We start from the raw sequence: 18,586 nt of genomic DNA, 5'->3' as shown, positions 1-18,586 counted from the left end.
ACCGGGGTCGGGATACCAATCCCTTGATCCCCGCCGGGGCCCGGAACCTCTTAACAAACGTATTTGATCTGCAGCCGCTTCGCCACCTCGGCATCGGCGATACCAAGGGCGTCCGACATGCCGACTGGCAGACTCTGGGACCGGCCCAAGGGGGCCATGATCTTCTTCATCTCGGTCCGAATGGAGAGGAAGACCTCCACCACCCGCTCGGCCACCTGATCCGGATCCAGCCGGCGATACAGCTTGGGGTTCTGACTGGTGATACCCTTGGGACAGAGGCCGATATTGCAGATATTGCAGCGATTCTTCTCGTTACCAAGACAGCCGGCCGCAGCCTGCATGATGTAGCGGCCCACGTGGATTCCCGAGGCCCCGAGCATGATCAGGGCCATGCCGTTCTGGGTGATGTTGCCGTTTTTGCCCACACCGCCGGCGGCAAAAAGCGGGATCTCGTTCTGACGGCCCTGCTTGCAGAGTTCGAGATAGCATTCACGGATATTGGAGGCAATGGGATGGCCCATGGCATCCATGGAGACATTGTAGGCTGCCCCGGTACCGGCATCCAGACCGTCGATGCACAGACCACTGGCAAAGGGGTTGCGGACCAGGTTATTGAGAACCGCCTTGGCCGAGGTCGTAGCCGAGATCTTCGGATAGACCGGAACCCGGAAACCAAAGAGGGTGGAAAGCGACTGGATCATCTTGCCCACCGACTCCTCGATGGAATACAGGGTCTGATGCACAGGCGGAGACGGCAGGTCCACTCCCTGGGGCACACCCCGGAGCCGGGCGATCAGTTTGCTGACCTTGAATCCCATGAGCAACCCGCCGTCGCCGGGCTTGGCCCCCTGACCGTACTTGATCTCGATGGCGCATGGGTCGCAGACCATTTCCGGAATGGCGCGGATGATCTCGTCCCAGCCGAAATAGCCTGAAGCGATCTGCAGAATCAGGTACTTGAGATAGGGGCTCCGCAGAACCCAGGGAGGGCAGCCACCCTCACCGGTGGACATGACCACCGGAATTCCCAGAACCTCGTTGCAGTAGGCCACGCCCTGGAGCATCCCGAGCCACATGTTGGGCGAGAGTGCACCAAAGGACATCCCACCGATGATAAAGGGAAATATCTCCCGGGTGGGCGGAATCCATTCACCGCTCTGCTTGCGGCGGAGAAACTCTTCCGGCGGCAGCACCCGGCCAAGCACCGTATTCATGTAGAATTCGTGCCGGCCCGCATCCAGGGCCGGATCGGTCAACATGGAGATACGGTCAAAAACTATCCGGTCAAGCAGGGTCGGACCGGGCTGGTTCTTCCGGCCGCCGCGCTTGTAGGGATCGCCCTTCTTGTCGGCAAAGAACACCGTGCGGTGCTCGTTGTCGTTGTACCGCGGTCCGATGGCCGCATTGGGGCAGACCATGGAACACATGCCGCAGCCCACACAGCGATGGGCGGTGTCGGTCTTCTGGCGGATACCGACCACCACCTTGTACTCGGACTGACGTTTTTTCTTGAGAATATCGAGTTTCGGCACCCTGCTGCGCGAATACGACAACTCAAGCGACTCCATCGGGCAGACAGCGGCGCACTTGCCGCACAGGACACAGCGGTCCTCGTTATGCTCGATGATCCAGGGAAAATCCGTATAGGTCAGGCTGCCTGGGCCAACGGATATGGATCGAATTGACTCCATATGACAAGCTCCTTTCTATCTGGCGGAATGATGACTGTATGTTCGCGCATGGGTTGAAAATCAAGACTGCGGTCCCGGTCCGGCACCAGGGATTCCACCCCGCACATCTCGGACGCCATGGCCCAGCAGCCGGGACGCCCACCCACGGTACCGGGACGCATCTTCTTATGATCCATCACCATCAGGCAGGTTTCATCGGACAGGGTCCCGATCACACAGTTGGGACCGTCGATGATGAGTCGGCGACAGCTGTCGCGCAGGCCGCGGAGAAAATCCCCGCTGGGATGTTTCTCCAGCTCTTCGGTCTTGAGCGGGGTGATGATGTGTTTGTAGGCCTGAAGAGGCAGTTTCAGCTCTTTCAAGGTGTAATGGAGGATGTGGGTGAAGACCTCGGAGTCGGACTGATAGCCCTGATAGCCGGGCTTGTGCAGACCGAGCAACCAGTCACGGATGGGAACAAAAGCGGTGTTCTCACCGTTGGTCATCGTGGATATACCCTGGATGAAGAAGGGGTGGCAGGCATAGAGGTTGATACCGTAGTTGGTGTTCTGCCGCCCCTGGGCCATGACGACCCGGGCCTTGATCCGGCCATCGTGCAGAGAGAGTCCGTCCCCCACCTGCAGCGGCCAGCCCACTTCCTTGATCATCATCACGTCCGGCCAGAAGGAGAAAACCGTCAGGTCACCGTCGTGCTCTTCTCCGTCCCGCCGGAGATCGAGCCGCGTGTGCATGAGCAGGTTCTCCACCTCTTCCTCGCTCTTGCTACTCCAGTCATCGGGCAGCCGGTAGACGCGAATCACGTACTTGTACTGATCCCCCACCTCGAGCACCCGGCGATCCAGGTCAAACTCATGGTCGTAGCGCAGCTCGAACCCGCGATCTTCCATGAACTTGTTCAACCGGTGCAGCGCAGCTTCCGACTGAACTATACCGGAAAGAATCGGCCGGTTGGGCTTATAGTTGAAATCCTCAAAGCTGATCCCCCGCAGAAGCAGTCCCAGACCACTTCCGTCGTAGCCCTCGCGCATGGCCTCCATGGCCGTAAGCACTTCATAGGGCGAAAAGGGATCATCAGCACTTTTCAGAGCTAAACGACACATACACTCCCCCTGGAAACGTTTCTATGCTGATCACCAGACCCTGATCCCATGGTCTGACATTGTCTCAATCAAATTCATCGGTCGTATGCAGGATTATCACCCGGCCATGCAGGGACCACCTCAGGACACGACCCGGAGTCTCGCAAGCTCGCTTACCCGGAGTCTCGCAAGCTCGCTTACCTGCAGGAGGGAACACTGTCCTTTCAGGTGGCAGCTATCAGAAAAACAGAACAGAAAAGACAGGTGGAAACCTGCAAACAGGGTCTCTTGCCCCGCAACATGTCTGGCAAGAATTCCGTCAACCCGGACAGTGGGCAGATGGCAAGAAAAGACGATTACAAGGAAAGTTGCTCTCTGTCAAGACAGAAGAAGAAAAAGAGCGGGGAAAAACGGACTGAAAAACAACCAAAAAGACGCGGCGCCCTGCCACGATATCACACCCGGACAACTGACGAGCTGTCTATTTGGTCAAGACCTGGGTTATATCACGGGCTTTATCCACTTTCTCCTTGACCGCGGTCACTTCCTTGACGCCGGGCAGGCTCCTCTTAAGATCAACGCCTGCCTCTTCCGCGTCATCAAGCCCTTTCTTGAAACTGCCGATGGCTTTTCCGAGCCCCGAACCGATCTCCGGCAGTTTTTTTCCACCAAAGAAGAGAAAGGCAATGGCCAGGATAACGATAAGTTCCGGTGTACCAAGTCCAAACATAGTTTCACATCCCAGGGTTCAGTTCAGGTTACATTGGCTGACAACGGTGCACAGCAGGAGAGAAAACAGCTTCAGCTCTCCTTGTCCGCCTTGTCTTCCTCAATGGTCTTCTGCTTGGACTCATCCTTGGTGGCTTCCTTGAAATTCTTGATACCCTTGCCGATACCAGCTCCGATCTCAGGCAGCTTGCCGGCCCCGAATATGATCACGATAATCACCAGGATGATGATCAGTTCAGGCATTCCAAGTCCGAACATTATGTCACCTCTCTATGTTTCGTCCGAAAACAGGAGACATATCCGTATTACACCCTGCACTCGTGACGAAAATTATTTGTATTTGTTATACCGTATCTGCCATGACAATATCAGATAATACCAACGTACCCGACGGAAGTCCTGGAACCCGGAACCCTCTGTCCGGACTCATCACGCTGTGCAGCAAACCATATCACCTTGCCACCGGCGCTGTCAACTCCGATTCCCCTTGATTTTACCTATCTCCCGGCTGATCCGGTCCATGGCTCCAAAAACCTCGGCCTCCTTCACCGTGGTAAGCTGCCGATCCCGCATGACGATCCGGCCGTTTATGATCGAATGGACCACATCGCCGCCCCTGGCCGCGTACACCAGGTGGGAAAGCGGATTATAGAGCGGGGTGAGATGGGGCTGATGCAGATCAAGGACGATACAGTCCGCCTTTTTACCCGGCTCCAGGCTGCCGATCCGCTCCCCGGCCTGGAGAACCCGAGCCCCGCCACGGGTGGCCATGTGCAGGGTGGTGCGCGCGTCCATCACCGTGGGATCAAGCCGTGATCCCTTGTGGATGAGCGCCGCGGACGACATCTCGCCAAACATGTCCACATCATTGTTGGAGGCTGCCCCGTCAGTGCCCAGGCCCACGGCCAGCCCTGCGGCCAGCATGTCCGGCACCGGCGCAATTCCGGAGGCCAGTTTCATGTTGGACTCGGGACAATGGGCTACCCCCACTCCCCGCTCGGCCATGAGCTCAATCTCCTCTCCGGTCAGTTGGACGCAGTGATCGGCCACCATGCCCGGCCCGAGCAACCCCAGCTGTTCCAGATGCTGGACCGGTCTCACCCCGTAGCGTTCCAGGCAGGTTGCCACTTCAACCTCTGTTTCGGCAAGATGAATCACATAGAGGGCCTCCTTTTCCCGGGCCAGCTCCCCGAGCCGGACCAGCAGTTCCGGTGAACAGGTATAGACCGCATGGGGATCCAGGGTGATGGTTATGAGTGGATGGGTTGCATAGGTCGCAAACAGTTTTTCACAGCAGGCAAACCCGTTTTCCAGCTCTCCGTAGCTGGGAGAGGGAAAATCATAGAGCACCTCGCCGATCCAGGCCCGCATACCCGCATCGGCCGCCGCCCGGGCCACCTCGGCGGCAAAGAGATACATGTCGCAGAAACTCGTGGTCCCGGAGCGGATCATCTCGCATATGGACAGCATGGTGGACCAGTAGACCACCTCGCCGGTCAGGTTGGATTCAGCCGGAAAAATGTACTCCTGCAGCCACTGCATGAGTTCCAGATCATCGGCCAGGCCCCGGAAGCAGGCCATGGCCGCATGGGTGTGGACATTGACCAGTCCCGGCATGATCAGGCCATGGGGTTCGTACAGTTCCTCGGCCCCGGGATAGCGACCGCGCAGCTCGTCTGCCGGGCCGACGGCTGTAATAGTATCGCCGGTTATCGCCAGGCCACCATTGTCGATTATGGTGTGGTCGTCGTCGATGCTGACAAGATATTTTCCCGTGACAAGAAGGTCCGCCATGATTTTCCATCCCTCCCAGATGTCTTTTTCCAGGACACCGGCAGGATTTCCTCCCCCGGGGACCCGAAAAACAAAAAAAATCTCCGTGAACGTATTTCAACCTGCCCGCCGCCCGGGCTCGGACAACAGCTCCATGATCCAGCCCTGGATAAAGGACCCGAGCAGAATATAACAGGAAAGCACCAGGGTAAAGCCAAGGCCGAAATAATCGATCATCAACGGCAGGAAAGGAACCTTGATCGCCCTGGCATACAGGAAGGCGACTATCAGTCCGTCCCGGGTTCCCTGACTGCGCAGGTCCTGGATCATGGGATACCAGACATACATGGGCCCATGGCTGATCACTCCAGCCATGAGGGCGATAAGCCAGCCCCGCAGTCCGCTGCCTTTTCCCAGATGTTTGACTATCTGTCCGGGCCGGAGCAGGTAGTTGACCAGCCCGGTGAACAGGATAACCACCACAAGAACCGGCAGGATCCGAACCAGGATAGTCCCGCCCCTGTGCAGGGCCAGCAGGGCCTGATTCCGGTCATGGAAAAAGAGTATTGTGTAGGCGGTCGCCACCAGAAGAAAAAAAGGAATACCCCGCAACCGGGTCCTTCTGCCGCCCTTTTCCCCGGTCATGACACAAACCGCATGGTCAGGGTGGTGGCAACAGCGATGAGCATGGTGAAGACAAAGGCCAGGACATTGCGGTACACGGTGAACCGGCGGCCCAGCATGGCAGCTTCCACCGGAAGATGAACAAAACCAAGGGTCACCCAGGAGAGGATAAAGGCGGTCACCGCATAGAGGGCAACCCCCTGCTGCTGCAGTTCACCGCCGAGCAGGTAGCTGACTACCGGATTACCCGAGGCAACCGCCCCGGCCACGGTGCCGGTGAGGGTGTCGAGCAGGGGATTGCCCCGAAACAGGGCGGCCAGATCCCTGGGGGAGACCAGGACCTGGATCAGACCGACCAACCCCATGATACCCAGAAACATGGGCGCCATGGAGCCAAACGTCAGAGCGCTTTTCTTCAGTGACCGGACAAGGGTTGGTTTCTGATTGTCCCTGTCCACCCCTCTTCTCTCGTCAGCTTGCATATTTCGTCGGACGGCTGGAGCACACGGCCTGTCTCAGGCCGGACGGTCCAGGTGGAGGATCTTTTCGATGAGCCGCTGCAGATCCGGCTCCGCCGCCCGGGCCGCGCGGACGATATCGTCGAGCAGGATCGGGGCCATATTGTCGGGATCATTGACATTGGCCACCACGGACAAGCCGAGCACCCGCAGCCCGCCATGGATGGCGACCAGGATCTCGGGAATGGAGGACATGCCCACCGCATCGGCCCCGCAGCCGCGCAGATAGCGGGTCTCGGCCGGGGTTTCCAGGCTCGGCCCCGGTATACAGACATAGGTGCCGCTGCATATCCAGGCGATGCCGAGCTCCTCTGCGGCCCGCCGGGCCAGAGCCTGCAGCTCCGGATCATAGGGCCTGGAAAGGTCGGGAAAACGCGGCCCCCAGGCATCGATGTTGGGCCCCCGCAGGGGGTTGTCGCCAAGGAAATTGAGATGATCGGCAAAGATCATGATGGTGCCGGGTTTCATGGCCGGATCGAGGCCGCCACTGGCATTGGTGATGATCGCGGTGTGGACTCCGAGCAGGGACAGGACCCGGATGGGAAAGGCGACCCGCCGGGCCGGATATCCCTCGTAATAATGGACCCGGCCCTGAAGAATGGCGGCCGGTTTACCAGCCAGCCGGCCACAGACCAGGTATCCGGGATGGGACTCCACCGTGGAGAAGGGAAAATGGGGAATATCCTCGTAGGCGATCCGGACATCCACCTCCATGGCCCGGGCCAGCTCGCCCAGGCCGGTGCCGAGCTGGATCAGGTACTCGGGTTTTTCATCCAGCCTGGCCCCGAGCCAGGCCACTGTTTCCTCAACCTGCTCGGTGTACTCCTGCATGGCAAAAATGGTCATGGCCACCTTTCCCGCCCCTGGTTACCCCCTGAGGGCATGCTCCCTGATAAAGTTTCGGACCTTTTCGGTGTCGGCGTCCAGAATCTCGCAGCGGCTCTCCCGGCTCTCCAGGTCGGCCAGGGGCGGCGGCAGCTCCGGCTCGGTGCCGATGGCCTTTTTCACCGCATCGCCAAACTTGGCCGGATGGGCCGTGGCCAGGCAGACCACCGGCCGTTCTCCGCCAAGTTCCCGGGCCGCCCGGACCCCAACCGCCGTGTGCGGATCCAGGAGATAGCCATGCTCCCGGTGCACGTCGGCAATGGTTTCAATAGTCTCCTCTTCGCTGACACGGCGGGAAACGAAATCCCGGGCCACCTGGTCGCGCAGACCTGAAAAATCCAGCCGGCCATCCCGGGCAAAGGTTTCCATGTCTCGGCGCACCTGCTCAGGATCCTCACCACGCAGGTAGTAGAGATAGCGCTCGAAATTGGAGGCTATCTGGATATCCATGGACGGACTGAAAGTCGGCCGGACCGTGCTCTTGGAGTAGTCACCCTGGTTGACGAACCGGCTGAGGATATCGTTTTCATTGGTGGCCAGGATCAAACGGTTGATGCATCCTTCGGGCAGGAGGTGTTTGGCCACGTACCCGGCAAAGATATCACCGAAATTGCCGGTGGGCACCGAGAAATCCACACTGTCCATGCCGTTTCGCCACAACTTGATGTAGGCATACACGTAGTAGACCACCTGGGCCAGCACCCGGGCCCAGTTGATGGAGTTGATGGCCCCGAGGTGGTACTGATCCTTGAATTCCAGGTCGCCGAAGAGCTCCTTGACAATGGCCTGGCCATCGTCAAAGGTGCCGCGGATGGCGATATTGAACACATTCTCGTCCAGCACCGTGGTCATCTGCAGGGCCTGAATCCGGCTGGTGCGGCCATGGGGATGAAGGATAAAGATATTGATCCCCTTTTTGCCCCGGACGCCGTAGATGGCGGCGCTGCCGGTATCACCGGAGGTGGCGCCGATGATGTTCATGAAACTGCCCGACTCCTTGAGCTGATACTCAAAGAGGTTGCCGAGCAGCTGCAGAGCCACGTCCTTGAAGGCCAGGGTGGGGCCGTGGAAGAGTTCCAGGATAAAAAGGTCCCCGACTTTTCGTATGGGAGTCACCTGGGGATGCCGGAAGGAGGCGTAGGAATTTTCCACCAGCACTTCCAGGTCCAGCCGGTCGATATCGTCGATGAAGAGTTCCAGGACCTCCCGGGCCAGATACTGGTAAGGCAGATTACGCCACGATTCCAGCTTGGTCCGGTCAATGGAGGGAAGCCTTTCCGGAAGCAGCAGACCGCCGTCCCGGGCAAGGCCCATCATCACTGCCTGTTTGAACGATATGGGCTCGATTCCGCCGCGGGTACTTATGTAGCGCATATTTTTTATTCAGCTCGGTTATAGAAATTTTTGTTATGGGATGACAATATTGCCGCATCAGTAACCTTGGCCACAAGGGGCACGAAACTGCTGGTTATCCCGGGTCGATCAGTCACGAAGGAGACTCTCCCCTTCCATCTCGTCCGGCCGGGGCAGATCAAGGAGCGCCAGGATGGTGGGGGCGATGTCCTTGAGTGCGCCGCCATCGACAAGACGCCGTCCCCGGTGGGCGTCACTGACCAGAACAAGCGGCACCGGATTGAGAGTATGGGCGGTGTAGGGTTCACCGGTTTCCGGGTCCACCATGACCTCGGCATTGCCATGATCGGCGGTGACCAGCATGACCCCGCCCGAGCCTTCATCCACTCCCGGATGCGCCCCAGGCACCGGTCCACGGTTTCGCAGGCCTTGACGGCCGCCGGGAGGACCCCGGTATGGCCGACCATATCGCCATTGGCAAAGTTGAGGACCACAAGATCATAGGGCTTTCCGGCCGCCTCACTCTCGTCCAGGGCAGCCAGCAGCCGATCGGTCACCTCGGCCGCACTCATCTCGGGTTTCAGGTCATAGGTGGCCACCTCCCGGGGTGAATCCACCAGAATCCGGTCCTCGCCGGCAAAGGGCTCCTCCCGGCCGCCGTTAAAGAAATAGGTCACGTGGGCGTACTTCTCGGTTTCAGCGATCCGGAGCTGACGCATGTTGTGGAGACTCACCTCTTCGCCCAGGATATGGGTCAGGGTGAGGGGCGGAAAGGCCACCGGCAGATCGAACTCGCCGTCATACTCGGTCATGGTAACCAGCTCCACCCGGGGTCGGTGATCCACCGGGAAGCCGTCGAAATCGGGCCAGATAAAGGCCCGGCACAGCTCGCGGGCCCGGTCAGCCCGGAAGTTGTAAAAGATGATACCGTCGCCGTCCCCCACAGTGCCCACGGGTGTGCCCCGGGTATCGACCAGTACAGTGGGCAGGATGAACTCATCGGTCTCCCCCCGTCCATAGGCATCGCGGATGGCCTGCACCGGATCGGTGGCCTGGATACCCTTGCCTTCCACCATGGCCTGCCAGGCCTTCTCCACCCGGTCCCAGCGGGTATCCCGGTCCATGGCATAGTAGCGGCCACTGATGGTCGCCACCTGACCACAGCCAAGCCGGTCCAGTTCCCGGGCCAGCTGGCGCATATAATCGATACCCGAAGAGGGCGGGGTATCCCTGCCGTCCATGAAGGCGTGGATGTAGACCCGCTCAAGCCCCCGGCGCCTCGCCATTTCCAGCAGGGCAAAGAGATGGCGGATATGGGAGTGGACCCCGCCATCGGAGAGCAGGCCGAAGAGATGCAGGGCCGTGCCCCGCTCCTTCACCCGGTCCATGACTTTGCCCAGGGCCGGATTGTCAAAGAACTCGCCCTTTTCAATGGCCAGGTTGATCCGGGTGTAGTCCTGGTAGACAATCCGGCCGGCCCCGATATTGAGATGGCCGACCTCGGAATTACCCATCTGGCCCTCGGGCAGACCCACCATGCCGTTATGGGCCACGAGCGTGGTCGAGGGAAATTCCCGGGTCCATTGATCCATGTTCGGAGTATCGGCCACATAGACCGCATTGGTGGGCACCGGCTCACCAATGCCCCAGCCATCAAGAATTGCCAGTATCAGGGGTGCATGGGTCATAGTCAGGCCTCGTCCTCCGTGGTCTCGGCCACCAGGGCTTCGGGATCGATCCTGGGCGCATCGTGCCAGAGGCCTTCCAGGTCATAGAACTCACGGGTATCATGATAGAATATATGGATCACCAGGTCGTCAAAATCAAGCAGGACCCAGAGACCTTCGCTCAGCCCCTCGCAGTTCTTGGTGGTGATCCGCTTGGCACTCAGTTCCCCCTCGATGGCCTCGGCAAGGCCCTGAACATGCCGGGTCGAGCGACCGCTCATGATCACGAAATAATCGGTGAAGGTGGCCAGACCGCGCAGGTCCAGCACCACCAGATCCTCCGCCTTGGTATCCGAGGCGACCCGGCATGAGATCGCGGCCAGTTCCCGACCGCTCAGTCCTCTGTACTCTTTCTTTAATTTCTGCATAATGAGGATTCTTTCCTGTCCGGTTCAACCGGAATCTCGCTTGCGATGGGGAGTGACGCCCCTCATGGGTCGGTTCATTCCTCCCGGTACAAACTATTTTTATCAGCCCCAGGGCAGGGCCACGGACCGCCCCCCTGGGCTCACTCGGCCTTTTTCCCTTTCCTGACCGCAGACTTGCGCGGCGGAAACTCGAACCCGAGTTTCCCCTTGGAATCCAGGGTCAGGTAGGCGTCAAAGGGCCGCCTTTTCTTGGACATAAAACCGGTGATCAACTCTGTCTTGCCCTTGTCCAGCAGCTGGCGGATATGATCGGGATCGATCCGCCGGCCCAGGATGATCTTGGAGATCCGCAGTCCCTTGTCCCGATCGCCCTCCAGGGCCGATTCCGACATGAAGGCCGACGGCGTCTCGTAGACCGGTGTCTGGTCAATGGGCGAGAGCCCGAGCACCTCCCCTTTCTTGATCCCCTCCATATCCAGCTCACTGGTGGAATCGGCAAAGAGAAACTCCACCTTGGAGTTGTTGAGATGAATGGAGGCGGAAAAGGTCTTGCCCTTCTTGGAGCGGAAATCACCGTACGGTCCTATGGTTTCACCCTTGATCAGCGCCACCACTTCCTCCTCGTCCATGACCCGGCCACCCAGCACCTTGCGGATCACCAGTTTCTTGTCCTCCGACTCCCAGGCCGTGGCGGTCTCGTAAAACCGGACCCCGTTCACCGGCGAAAAGGAGGCCTCTTTCCGTTCCGGCCCGCCACCGGCCTTGACCTTTTCGACAATGGTCCGGGTCATGTCACGAATCTCGGCCATGAACTGGGGCCGGGTCATCTCGCCCTTGAGAATCTGGTTGAGCTTGTACTCCCACTCGCCGGTCAGCTCGGGCGAGGCAAGAACATCGATATCGCGGACCTCCAGGAGAGAGAGCAGTTCAAAGGCCTTGCCGGTGGGCACCAACTCCCTCCCCTCGCGGACAATGTATTTCTCATTGAGCAGCTTCTCGATGATCGAGGCCCTGGTGGCCGGGGTACCCAGCCCGCGTTCCTTCATGGCCTCGGCCAGTTCCTCGTCGTCCACCAGCTTGCCCGAATTTTCCATGGCCGACAGCAACGTGGCCTCGGAAAACCTTGGCGGTGGCTTGGTCTCGTGCTCCTCCTGCTCGATCTCCCTGCAGACAACCACCTTGTCCGGTGGCAGGGGCTGCAGGTCACTGCCGCTTTCCAGGTTGCCGTAGATGGCTTTCCAGCCAGGCTCCACCAGGATCTTGCCCTCGGTGAGAAAGGTCTCGCCCTCGACCACGGACAACCGCCTGGTGTTGCGGAACACCGCCGGCGGGAAAAACACGGCCAGGAACCGCTGGACGATCATCTGGTAGATCTTCTGTTCCGGTTCGGACAGGGACCCCGGCAGGACCTCGGTGGGAATGATGGCAAAATGGTCACTGACCTTCTTGTTATTGAAAATCCGCTTGTCCTTTTTCAGATATTTCTTCGCCAGCGCCTCCTCGGCGAAGCGGCCGAACTGCCAGCCCTTCTGGCAGGTCACCACCTTGCGCACCGTGGGCAGGTAATCCTCGGGCAGGTGGCGGCTGTCGGTCCGGGGATAGGTGATCAGCTTATGGCGTTCATAGAGAGCCTGGGCAATGGCCAGGGTATTCTTGGCCGAAAAACCGAACCTGGAGTTGGCCTCCCTCTGCAGCGACGTCAGGTCATAGAGCCCGGGCGAGCGCTGGGTTGATTTCTTGGAGGTCTCGGTGACCCGGGCCTCTTTGCCTTCACATTTTTCCCGGATGGCCGCGGCCTTTTCCCGGTCCCAGATCCGGTTCTGCCTGGCGTGGGGATTGCCCGGATCCTTACGGAATTCCGGATCGATCCACACCCCGTTATATGTTACCGTATCGGCGGCAAAACAGCCGTGCAGCTCCCAATAGGGGGTGGGCCTGAAACTGCGCCGCTCAGCCTCGCGCTTGACCAGCATGGACAGGGTCGGCGTCTGCACCCGACCGCAGGGGGTCTTACGAAAGCCGCCATGGCGGGAATTGTAACAGGTGAGCGCCCGGGTGGCATTAATACCGATCAGCCAGTCGGCCTCGGAGCGGCACAGGGCCGTATCCTCCAGCGGCAGCATCTCCTCGTTGTCCCGAAGGCGGGCCAGTCCCTCGCGGATGGCGCTTTGCGTCATGGACTGGAGCCAGAGCCGGCGGATCTTTTTACCGGCCGTGGATTTGGTGGCCGCCTTCTTCATGATGTACTTGAAGATCAGCTCACCCTCGCGCCCGGCATCACAGCCATTGACGATCACCTCCACATCCCGGCGCCGGATCAGCTTGGCCAGGGCGTTGTACTGGGACTTGGTACCAGGCAACACGGTGAGGGGAACTCCTCCGGAAGGATGGGCAGGTTCTCCAGACTCCATTTCTGGTACTTGGGATCAACCTCTTCGGGATAGGCTATGGATACCAGGTGGCCAATGGCATAGGAGACAATATAGTTTTCACTTTCCCAGTGGGTCTTGGTTTTCTTGAACCGGCCGGGCAGCGCCTTGACAATATCGCCGGCAACGCTTGGTTTCTCGGCAATTATAAGTGTTTTTCCCATGAATTTGCGTGGAGGTCAGGATTAGGCAGCCGGATTGCCGAGGAAATCAAGCAGGGTGGAGTGCCACAATTCGGGCTGGTCCAGGTAGCAGGGATGCGGTGCGCCCTCAAAAACCACCAGCTGACAGTCAGGAACAGACGAAACCAGCATCTGTGCACTGGAGGCCGGCGAAATCTGGTCCTCGGAGCCGCGGATAACCAGGGTCGGAACCCTGATCCGGGCGAGGTGCTCCTGGTTCTCCTCGACCCCCACCGGGCCAACCAGTACCAGGCGGCTCACCATGTCCGGATGGTTGATGGCAAACTCCAGAGCGATCCGTCCCCCCATGGAGGGCCCCACCAGGACCGGCCTGTTCAGACCGACATCCCTGACAAAATCGGCCAGGACCGTATCCTGATCCTGATCGCAGGCCGGAGAACCGCCGAAACCCGGCATATCAAGAGCCACGGCGTGGTATCCGATTTTGGCCAGTTTTTCCAGGGTTCCCAGTTCTTTCCAGGTGGCGGCCTGAAACTTCATCCCGTGCAGGAGCAGGACATCATGGCCGCTGCCAGCTTCGAGAGCATGGAGCTCACACCCGGAAACAGTCATCTCTTTCGTTGTAATATCAGTCATTTTTCCAAAAAGTACTATGGTGTTATTCTGTTGTTGCAGACAGATGATGGCAACAAGAAGTAAGCGAGATACACCCCTTTGTCAACTGCCATTAGCAATACGACCCCACCGGCCCGGGGCTCTACAGGGTGACGAACCCGTGGTGGATGGAGAGGGAATTTTTCGCAGGCAGCACAGAGCAGACGCCGGCGGCAGGGGACACTGGTTTTTCAGCACGAGCCTCAGGTGATACTAACCACAAACCAGGCCACCATGATGGCGCAGATCACCAGCTTGGCCAGCGTGCCACCGACAAAACCGAGAAAGGAGCCCAGCCCGGCGTGCAGGGCCTGGCGGATCTCCTCCCCCATGAGCAGTTCACCACCAATGGCGCCCACCAGAGGACCAACCAGGATACCGAGCGGACCGATGACAAAGACCAGGAGCGAGCCAAGAACCGCGCCCCAGGCCGCGGCCTTCGAGCCCCCGTACATCCGTACCCCCAGGGCGGTGGCCAGGAAGTCGACCAGGTAGGAAAGCCCCACCAGGGCCAGCTGGCCGACAAAAAAGCTCAGCTGCAGCCCATCAAAACCGGTGATGAACCCGTAGAGGAGAAAACCGCAGAAGATCATCACCGTGCCGGGCAGGACCGGCAGCAGCACCCCGACAAATCCGGCAACGATAAAGGGGATGGCGGCAAGAAAGCCCCAGAGATGGGAGTTGCCCAGGGTGGAATGAAAAAAGGCAAGAATGGAGTCAGGCAATGCTCAGTACCTTGGCACCACGAACAGCGCCAGTCTTCAGTTCATAAAGGGCGCGGTTGGCCTCTTCCAGGGGATAGGTCTGAACCTGCGGAACAATGGCCAGCCGGTCGGCCAGGTCCAGGAATCCCGAGACATCACTGCGGCAGACATTGGCCACACTCTTGATCTCCTTTTCCAGCCACAGGTGGCGCGGGTAGTCCAGGATCTGCAGGACGTCCCGGTCCCAGTCTTCCTTGCGGATGGCATTGATCACCAGTCGGCCGGCCGGGGCCAGGTGGGCCAGGGCGGCCACCACTGGCGTCCAGACCGGGGTGGTGTCGATAATGGCGTGCAGCGGTGCCGGCGGAGTGTCGCCGGTATCCCCGGCCCAGACAGCGCCAAGCTCCAGACCGAATTCCCGCTCCACCGGATTACGGGCAAAGACATACACTTCGGTCTCGGGATAGAGAAACCGCACCATTTTGAGAACCAGGTGCCCCGAACCGCCAAAGCCGGTGAGGCCGAGACGCTGGCCGTTTTCCAGGCCGGTCAGCTTGAGGGAACGATATCCTATGGCCCCGGCGCAGAGCAACGGCGCGGCCTGGATATCGGACAGGGAATCAGGGATAGGGGTGGCGAAATCCTCGCCCACAACCATGAACTCGGCATACCCCCCGTCAGCGTCCCGGCCGGTGGCCCGGAACTCCGGGCAGAGGTTTTCCAGCCCGGCCAGGCAGTATTCGCAACGGCCGCAGGCCGAATAGATCCAGGCAACCCCGACCCGGTCACCGACCGAGAACCGGCGGGCACCCTCACCCAGTGCCGCCACGGTGCCCACCACCTGGTGGCCGGGAACAACGGGCAGGTGCGGGGGCGGCGTACGGCATTCGATCTCGTCAAGCTCGGTGTGACAGACACCACAGGCTGCAACCCGGATCAGGATCTGTCCCGGTTGCGGATCCGGAACCTCCCGCTGGACAAGCACGAGGGGTTCCGGAGATTTCCGGATGTCTGCAACCGTTTTTTCAAGGATCTGCGCCTTCATGGCCTCAGCACCGATACCATGCAGGGCAGAAAAAACGGCTATTCCTGCACCGGGCTCTGCATGAGCTTGTCGCGCAGGCTGGTGATCTCTTCATCTTTGATTGCCAGCTCCTTGGCCAGATCCTGATTCTCCTGCTGCAGTTCCTGCAGGGCATCACGCTGCTCAGCAACCTTGGCCAGGAGAACATCCATGTTGATCTTCAACCGATCGAGCTCCTGGTTGGTCTCTTCCAGGGCCGCATTCTTCTCGTCGATGATCTTCTCCATACCCAGGATCTGGGCCCGGGCCGCTTCCAGCTCCCGCTCCAGCCTGGCCATGGCCACCTTGTTGTCATGCTCGGCGGCAACCAGCTGGTCCCGCAGCTCCTCGATGGTCTGCCGAGCCTCCTGAAGCTGCTGCTGCAGATTCTGGGTAACCTCGGTCACCTCTTCCCTGGCCTGCTCGGTAACCTGCTCCTTCGAACTCACCTGGGCCAGCTGCTGCTGCAGATCCTTGAGGGACGCGTCTTTGGTTTCCAGCTCTTTCTGGAGCGAGGCCACCTGCTCCCGGGCCTGCTGCAGGGCACCGTTGCAGTCGGCCACCTGCTGCTGCAGGGCCTGGAGCTGTCTGTTGGTCGTCTCCTGGGCCGCAACCGCCTCCTGAAGAGAGGCCAGGCGAGCCGCCAGGTCATTCTTCTCCCGGGCAAGCTTCTGGTTGACCGCATCCCGTTCGGAGAGCTGGGCTTCAAGACCCTTGTTGGCCTTACGCAGAGCGACCAGTTCCTCCCGGGCCCGGCTCAGCTGGGCCTGGAGTTCCTGGACCTCTTTCTGCAACTCGGCGGTCTTGCTCAGGACCTGGCTCTGCTCCTCGGAGCTCCGATTCCGCTCTTCCTCAAGCTGGGCCTCGACCTTTTTCAGCTCCTCTTTCAGGTAGATCCTGCTCTTGTTGTTGATCTGCCCCCAGATCGAGCCAAGGACCAGCAGGGCAGCCAATGCACCTATGATCAGGTTTCTGTTCATCGCCACGTACTCCTTCAGTCAGATTTTATTGCTCTTGTCCTGTTGCCTTATCTCCAGGAATAGGTACGGTGATGGAAGGTTGGATCTCCGGTTCCACCGGTGTGCCATCCACCGTGGTCGGATTGTCGAGCAGAGCCGGGTCAATGGCCGCGATCTCTTCCTCGATCCGCTGCAGGTTCCGCTTCACCTTGTCGGTCAGGTCTGTCTGCGGATATTTCACCAGAATATCCTGCAGCAGGCGCCGGGAAGCAAACAGCAGTTTCTTGCGACTCTCCAGATCATGGGTCCGGTTGGCACGCACAAAAAGTTCAGCGGCCCGGCGTCTGTCTTCCTGGGCGGCAAGACGGGCCGCTTCATCGATCCGCTGCCGGGCCTTGCCGGCATAGGATGGATTATCCAGAAAGCTGGAAAAGATCTCAATGGCCTGATCATACTCTTTGGCCTCGAGATGCGCCATGGCCCTGTTCCACTGTTCCTGGAGCTCCTGCTCCCGCTGCAGCCGCCGGGTTTCCGCCTCGATGGCCTGCAGGGTGGTCAGTTCCTCGGTCTTTTCCTTGAGCAGCTGCTGTTTTTCCGGCGGCAGAATCCCGCGATCCACGTCCTGGAGCAGCTCCAGCGCTTCCTGGTATTTCTTTTCCCCGGCCAGGGAATCGATCCTGGCCATGATACTGGTATTGAACCAGGTGTCCGCCTGGTCCTTCACCGTCTTAAGCAGACGATCCACCGCCGAGGCCACCGGTGAATAGGGGTAGGTATCGATGAAGGAACGGGCCTTTTCCACCACCAGGTACCCATCCCGATCCGGGGTATATTCCAGGTAGGCCCGCAGCAGATCAGCATAGGCCCGAACCTCGTCGGCCTGCTGGTCGCCCACATCCAGGGAGGCCAGCTGCTGGAGGGCCCACTCGTTCTTATCCGCAAGCCTTGAGTAGGTATCAACAATATCGTTATACTGTTTTTTCGCCGGCTCGTACTCTTCCATCCCGAACTGCAGGTCGCCGACAAGCTGCATAAGCTCAAACTGCTTGCGGACCGCATCCTGACGCTTAAGCTCTTCAAGCAGCCCCAGAAAGACATCCCTGGCCGCTTCATCTTCCCGCGACTTCAGCAGGGCCGTGCCATACTGGTAGGTCATGTCATAGGGCGGCTGCTGTTCAGGATCTGCGGTGAACTCCCGGTAGAGCCTGATCACCTCGTCATACTTTCGCTCGACCATGGCCTGGTCAATGGCCTCGCGTACCTCCTGCAGGGTGCGGGAGCGGGTGGTGGCGATCAGGGTGGTGCCGCCGGAACCGCTGATCAGCCCGGAACAATCCCCTTCAAGGAACTCAATATCCTTTTTTTCCAGCTCCAGCAGGGACCTGGCCGCCAGCAGCCGGGCCGCATCGACCCTGTCTTCCTGGAGCAGGACTTCATGGAGGCCGTTATAGCCCACATAGAGATTTTGCAGCTGCTCCTGACAGGAGGTGATTTTCTCCTGCTGCTCGGGATCAAGACCGAGTTCCTCGGCCCGGGCACTGAACTCCTTCCATGCCTCCAGTTTCTGTTCATAGGCATAGATACGGTCGTTGATAAGGGCCAGCACGGGCATAAGGAGATCATCCCCGGTCGTCGGGGTAGTGGTATCGGCCTGGAGTGATGAAGGGGACCGGGTGGTAGTGGATGGTGACAGGGGCGAGGGCTCCCGCACTTCCTGCTGCCGAGCCGCCTGCATGGCCGCTTCCCGTTCACTCCGGGCCTGGTAGGGATCGATAACCTGCTGGCCGGCCACACAGCCGCCAAGCAGCACCGCGGGAATCAGGCACCAGAGCAGCCTGCCCAGAGGTCGATGGGGGACACACGATTTCACCATATTTTTTTTCCAGG

At 59.6% G+C, this 18,586-nt stretch carries 17 protein-coding genes and 1 pseudogene; all 18 read right to left on the bottom strand.

The genetic code is table 11. The annotated features are described in order from the left end of the window. Window positions 1-50 precede the first annotated feature (50 nt). The 18 genes and pseudogenes from GF1_RS02375 to GF1_RS02290 all read right to left on the bottom strand — a co-directional run bounded on the left by GF1_RS02375 (window position 51) and on the right by GF1_RS02290 (window position 18,572). A complete protein-coding gene (locus GF1_RS02375) occupies window positions 51-1,691 on the bottom strand; it encodes a glutamate synthase-related protein (protein ID WP_267928029.1) in 1,641 nt (546 codons plus the stop codon). After that, window positions 1,649-2,791 carry a class II glutamine amidotransferase domain-containing protein gene (locus GF1_RS02370; protein ID WP_267928028.1) on the bottom strand — a complete coding sequence of 381 codons (1,143 nt, stop codon included), beginning with the start codon at window positions 2,789-2,791 and terminating at the stop codon, window positions 1,649-1,651. The genes GF1_RS02375 and GF1_RS02370 overlap by 43 nt, the downstream gene beginning before the upstream one ends. Before the next feature lie 460 nt (window positions 2,792-3,251). Beyond that, window positions 3,252-3,500: a twin-arginine translocase TatA/TatE family subunit gene (locus tag GF1_RS02365; protein ID WP_267928027.1), complete on the bottom strand. Its 249-nt coding sequence runs from the start codon at window positions 3,498-3,500 to the stop codon at window positions 3,252-3,254. A gap of 71 nt (window positions 3,501-3,571) precedes the next feature. Beyond that, on the bottom strand, window positions 3,572-3,757 hold the full coding sequence (gene tatA / locus GF1_RS02360; protein ID WP_267928026.1) for a twin-arginine translocase TatA/TatE family subunit: 186 nt from the start codon (window positions 3,755-3,757) through the stop codon (window positions 3,572-3,574). Window positions 3,758-3,970: 213 nt separating this feature from the next. Further along, window positions 3,971-5,293 carry an amidohydrolase family protein gene (locus GF1_RS02355; RefSeq protein ID WP_267928025.1) on the bottom strand — a complete coding sequence of 441 codons (1,323 nt, stop codon included), beginning with the start codon at window positions 5,291-5,293 and terminating at the stop codon, window positions 3,971-3,973. 96 nt (window positions 5,294-5,389) lie between these two features. Next, entirely contained in the window at window positions 5,390-5,917 is a 528-nt protein-coding gene (locus GF1_RS02350) for a permease (RefSeq protein WP_267928024.1), read from the bottom strand. Continuing rightward, the gene (locus GF1_RS02345) at window positions 5,914-6,378 is read right to left on the bottom strand and encodes a permease (RefSeq protein WP_267928023.1); all 465 of its coding nucleotides are present in this window, start codon (window positions 6,376-6,378) and stop codon (window positions 5,914-5,916) included. The genes GF1_RS02350 and GF1_RS02345 overlap by 4 nt, the downstream gene beginning before the upstream one ends. A 33-nt stretch (window positions 6,379-6,411) precedes the next feature. After that, on the bottom strand, window positions 6,412-7,260 hold the full coding sequence (locus GF1_RS02340) for a purine-nucleoside phosphorylase (protein ID WP_267928022.1): 849 nt from the start codon (window positions 7,258-7,260) through the stop codon (window positions 6,412-6,414). A gap of 21 nt (window positions 7,261-7,281) precedes the next feature. After that, window positions 7,282-8,673, bottom strand: coding sequence for a threonine synthase (thrC, locus tag GF1_RS02335; RefSeq protein WP_267928021.1), 1,392 nt, complete (start codon window positions 8,671-8,673; stop codon window positions 7,282-7,284). 108 nt (window positions 8,674-8,781) lie between these two features. Beyond that, window positions 8,782-10,340, bottom strand: a pseudogene (gene gpmI / locus GF1_RS02330) (2,3-bisphosphoglycerate-independent phosphoglycerate mutase). 2 nt (window positions 10,341-10,342) lie between these two features. Then, window positions 10,343-10,747 (bottom strand): ribosome silencing factor, encoded by a 405-nt coding sequence (rsfS, locus tag GF1_RS02325; RefSeq protein WP_267928020.1) that lies wholly within the window; start codon window positions 10,745-10,747, stop codon window positions 10,343-10,345. Window positions 10,748-10,887: 140 nt separating this feature from the next. Continuing rightward, on the bottom strand, window positions 10,888-13,110 hold the full coding sequence (locus tag GF1_RS02320) for a DNA topoisomerase (RefSeq protein WP_267928019.1): 2,223 nt from the start codon (window positions 13,108-13,110) through the stop codon (window positions 10,888-10,890). After that, complete coding sequence (locus GF1_RS02315) at window positions 13,065-13,340, bottom strand: hypothetical protein (protein WP_267928018.1); 276 nt, start codon at window positions 13,338-13,340, stop codon at window positions 13,065-13,067. The genes GF1_RS02320 and GF1_RS02315 overlap by 46 nt, the downstream gene beginning before the upstream one ends. A 21-nt stretch (window positions 13,341-13,361) precedes the next feature. Beyond that, window positions 13,362-13,955: an alpha/beta fold hydrolase gene (locus tag GF1_RS02310; protein ID WP_267928017.1), complete on the bottom strand. Its 594-nt coding sequence runs from the start codon at window positions 13,953-13,955 to the stop codon at window positions 13,362-13,364. A gap of 221 nt (window positions 13,956-14,176) precedes the next feature. Beyond that, on the bottom strand, window positions 14,177-14,698 hold the full coding sequence (locus GF1_RS02305) for a DUF456 domain-containing protein (RefSeq protein ID WP_267928016.1): 522 nt from the start codon (window positions 14,696-14,698) through the stop codon (window positions 14,177-14,179). Next, the gene (locus GF1_RS02300) at window positions 14,691-15,722 is read right to left on the bottom strand and encodes a zinc-dependent alcohol dehydrogenase family protein (protein ID WP_267928015.1); all 1,032 of its coding nucleotides are present in this window, start codon (window positions 15,720-15,722) and stop codon (window positions 14,691-14,693) included. Before GF1_RS02300 ends, GF1_RS02305 begins: the two co-directional genes overlap by 8 nt. 38 nt (window positions 15,723-15,760) lie before the next feature. Further along, complete coding sequence (locus GF1_RS02295; protein ID WP_267928014.1) at window positions 15,761-16,720, bottom strand: coiled-coil domain-containing protein; 960 nt, start codon at window positions 16,718-16,720, stop codon at window positions 15,761-15,763. 25 nt (window positions 16,721-16,745) lie between these two features. After that, window positions 16,746-18,572, bottom strand: coding sequence for a hypothetical protein (locus GF1_RS02290; protein WP_267928013.1), 1,827 nt, complete (start codon window positions 18,570-18,572; stop codon window positions 16,746-16,748). Between the last annotated feature and the right edge of the window lie 14 nt (window positions 18,573-18,586).

This window comes from Desulfolithobacter dissulfuricans (assembly GCF_025998535.1).
In the GTDB taxonomy this organism is placed as follows: Bacteria; Desulfobacterota; Desulfobulbia; order Desulfobulbales; family Desulfobulbaceae; genus Desulfolithobacter; species Desulfolithobacter dissulfuricans.
The sequence above is the reverse complement of the archived record's forward strand: the minus strand, read 5'-3'. Positions and strand labels throughout refer to the sequence as shown.

Excerpts from the sequence above, each read along its gene's own strand:
- GF1_RS02375 (WP_267928029.1), bottom strand. The coding sequence starts at position 1,691 with ATGGAGTCAATTCGATCCATATCCGTTGGCCCAGGCAGCCTGACCTAT.
- GF1_RS02370 (WP_267928028.1), bottom strand. The coding sequence starts at position 2,791 with ATGTGTCGTTTAGCTCTGAAAAGTGCTGATGATCCCTTTTCGCCCTAT.
- GF1_RS02365 (WP_267928027.1), bottom strand. The coding sequence starts at position 3,500 with ATGTTTGGACTTGGTACACCGGAACTTATCGTTATCCTGGCCATTGCC.
- tatA (WP_267928026.1), bottom strand. The coding sequence starts at position 3,757 with ATGTTCGGACTTGGAATGCCTGAACTGATCATCATCCTGGTGATTATC.
- GF1_RS02355 (WP_267928025.1), bottom strand. The coding sequence starts at position 5,293 with ATGGCGGACCTTCTTGTCACGGGAAAATATCTTGTCAGCATCGACGAC.
- GF1_RS02350 (WP_267928024.1), bottom strand. The coding sequence starts at position 5,917 with ATGACCGGGGAAAAGGGCGGCAGAAGGACCCGGTTGCGGGGTATTCCT.
- GF1_RS02345 (WP_267928023.1), bottom strand. The coding sequence starts at position 6,378 with ATGCAAGCTGACGAGAGAAGAGGGGTGGACAGGGACAATCAGAAACCA.
- GF1_RS02340 (WP_267928022.1), bottom strand. The coding sequence starts at position 7,260 with ATGACCATTTTTGCCATGCAGGAGTACACCGAGCAGGTTGAGGAAACA.
- thrC (WP_267928021.1), bottom strand. The coding sequence starts at position 8,673 with ATGCGCTACATAAGTACCCGCGGCGGAATCGAGCCCATATCGTTCAAA.
- rsfS (WP_267928020.1), bottom strand. The coding sequence starts at position 10,747 with ATGCAGAAATTAAAGAAAGAGTACAGAGGACTGAGCGGTCGGGAACTG.
- GF1_RS02315 (WP_267928018.1), bottom strand. The coding sequence starts at position 13,340 with ATGGGAAAAACACTTATAATTGCCGAGAAACCAAGCGTTGCCGGCGAT.
- GF1_RS02310 (WP_267928017.1), bottom strand. The coding sequence starts at position 13,955 with ATGACTGATATTACAACGAAAGAGATGACTGTTTCCGGGTGTGAGCTC.
- GF1_RS02300 (WP_267928015.1), bottom strand. The coding sequence starts at position 15,722 with ATGAAGGCGCAGATCCTTGAAAAAACGGTTGCAGACATCCGGAAATCT.
- GF1_RS02295 (WP_267928014.1), bottom strand. The coding sequence starts at position 16,720 with ATGAACAGAAACCTGATCATAGGTGCATTGGCTGCCCTGCTGGTCCTT.
- GF1_RS02290 (WP_267928013.1), bottom strand. The coding sequence starts at position 18,572 with ATGGTGAAATCGTGTGTCCCCCATCGACCTCTGGGCAGGCTGCTCTGG.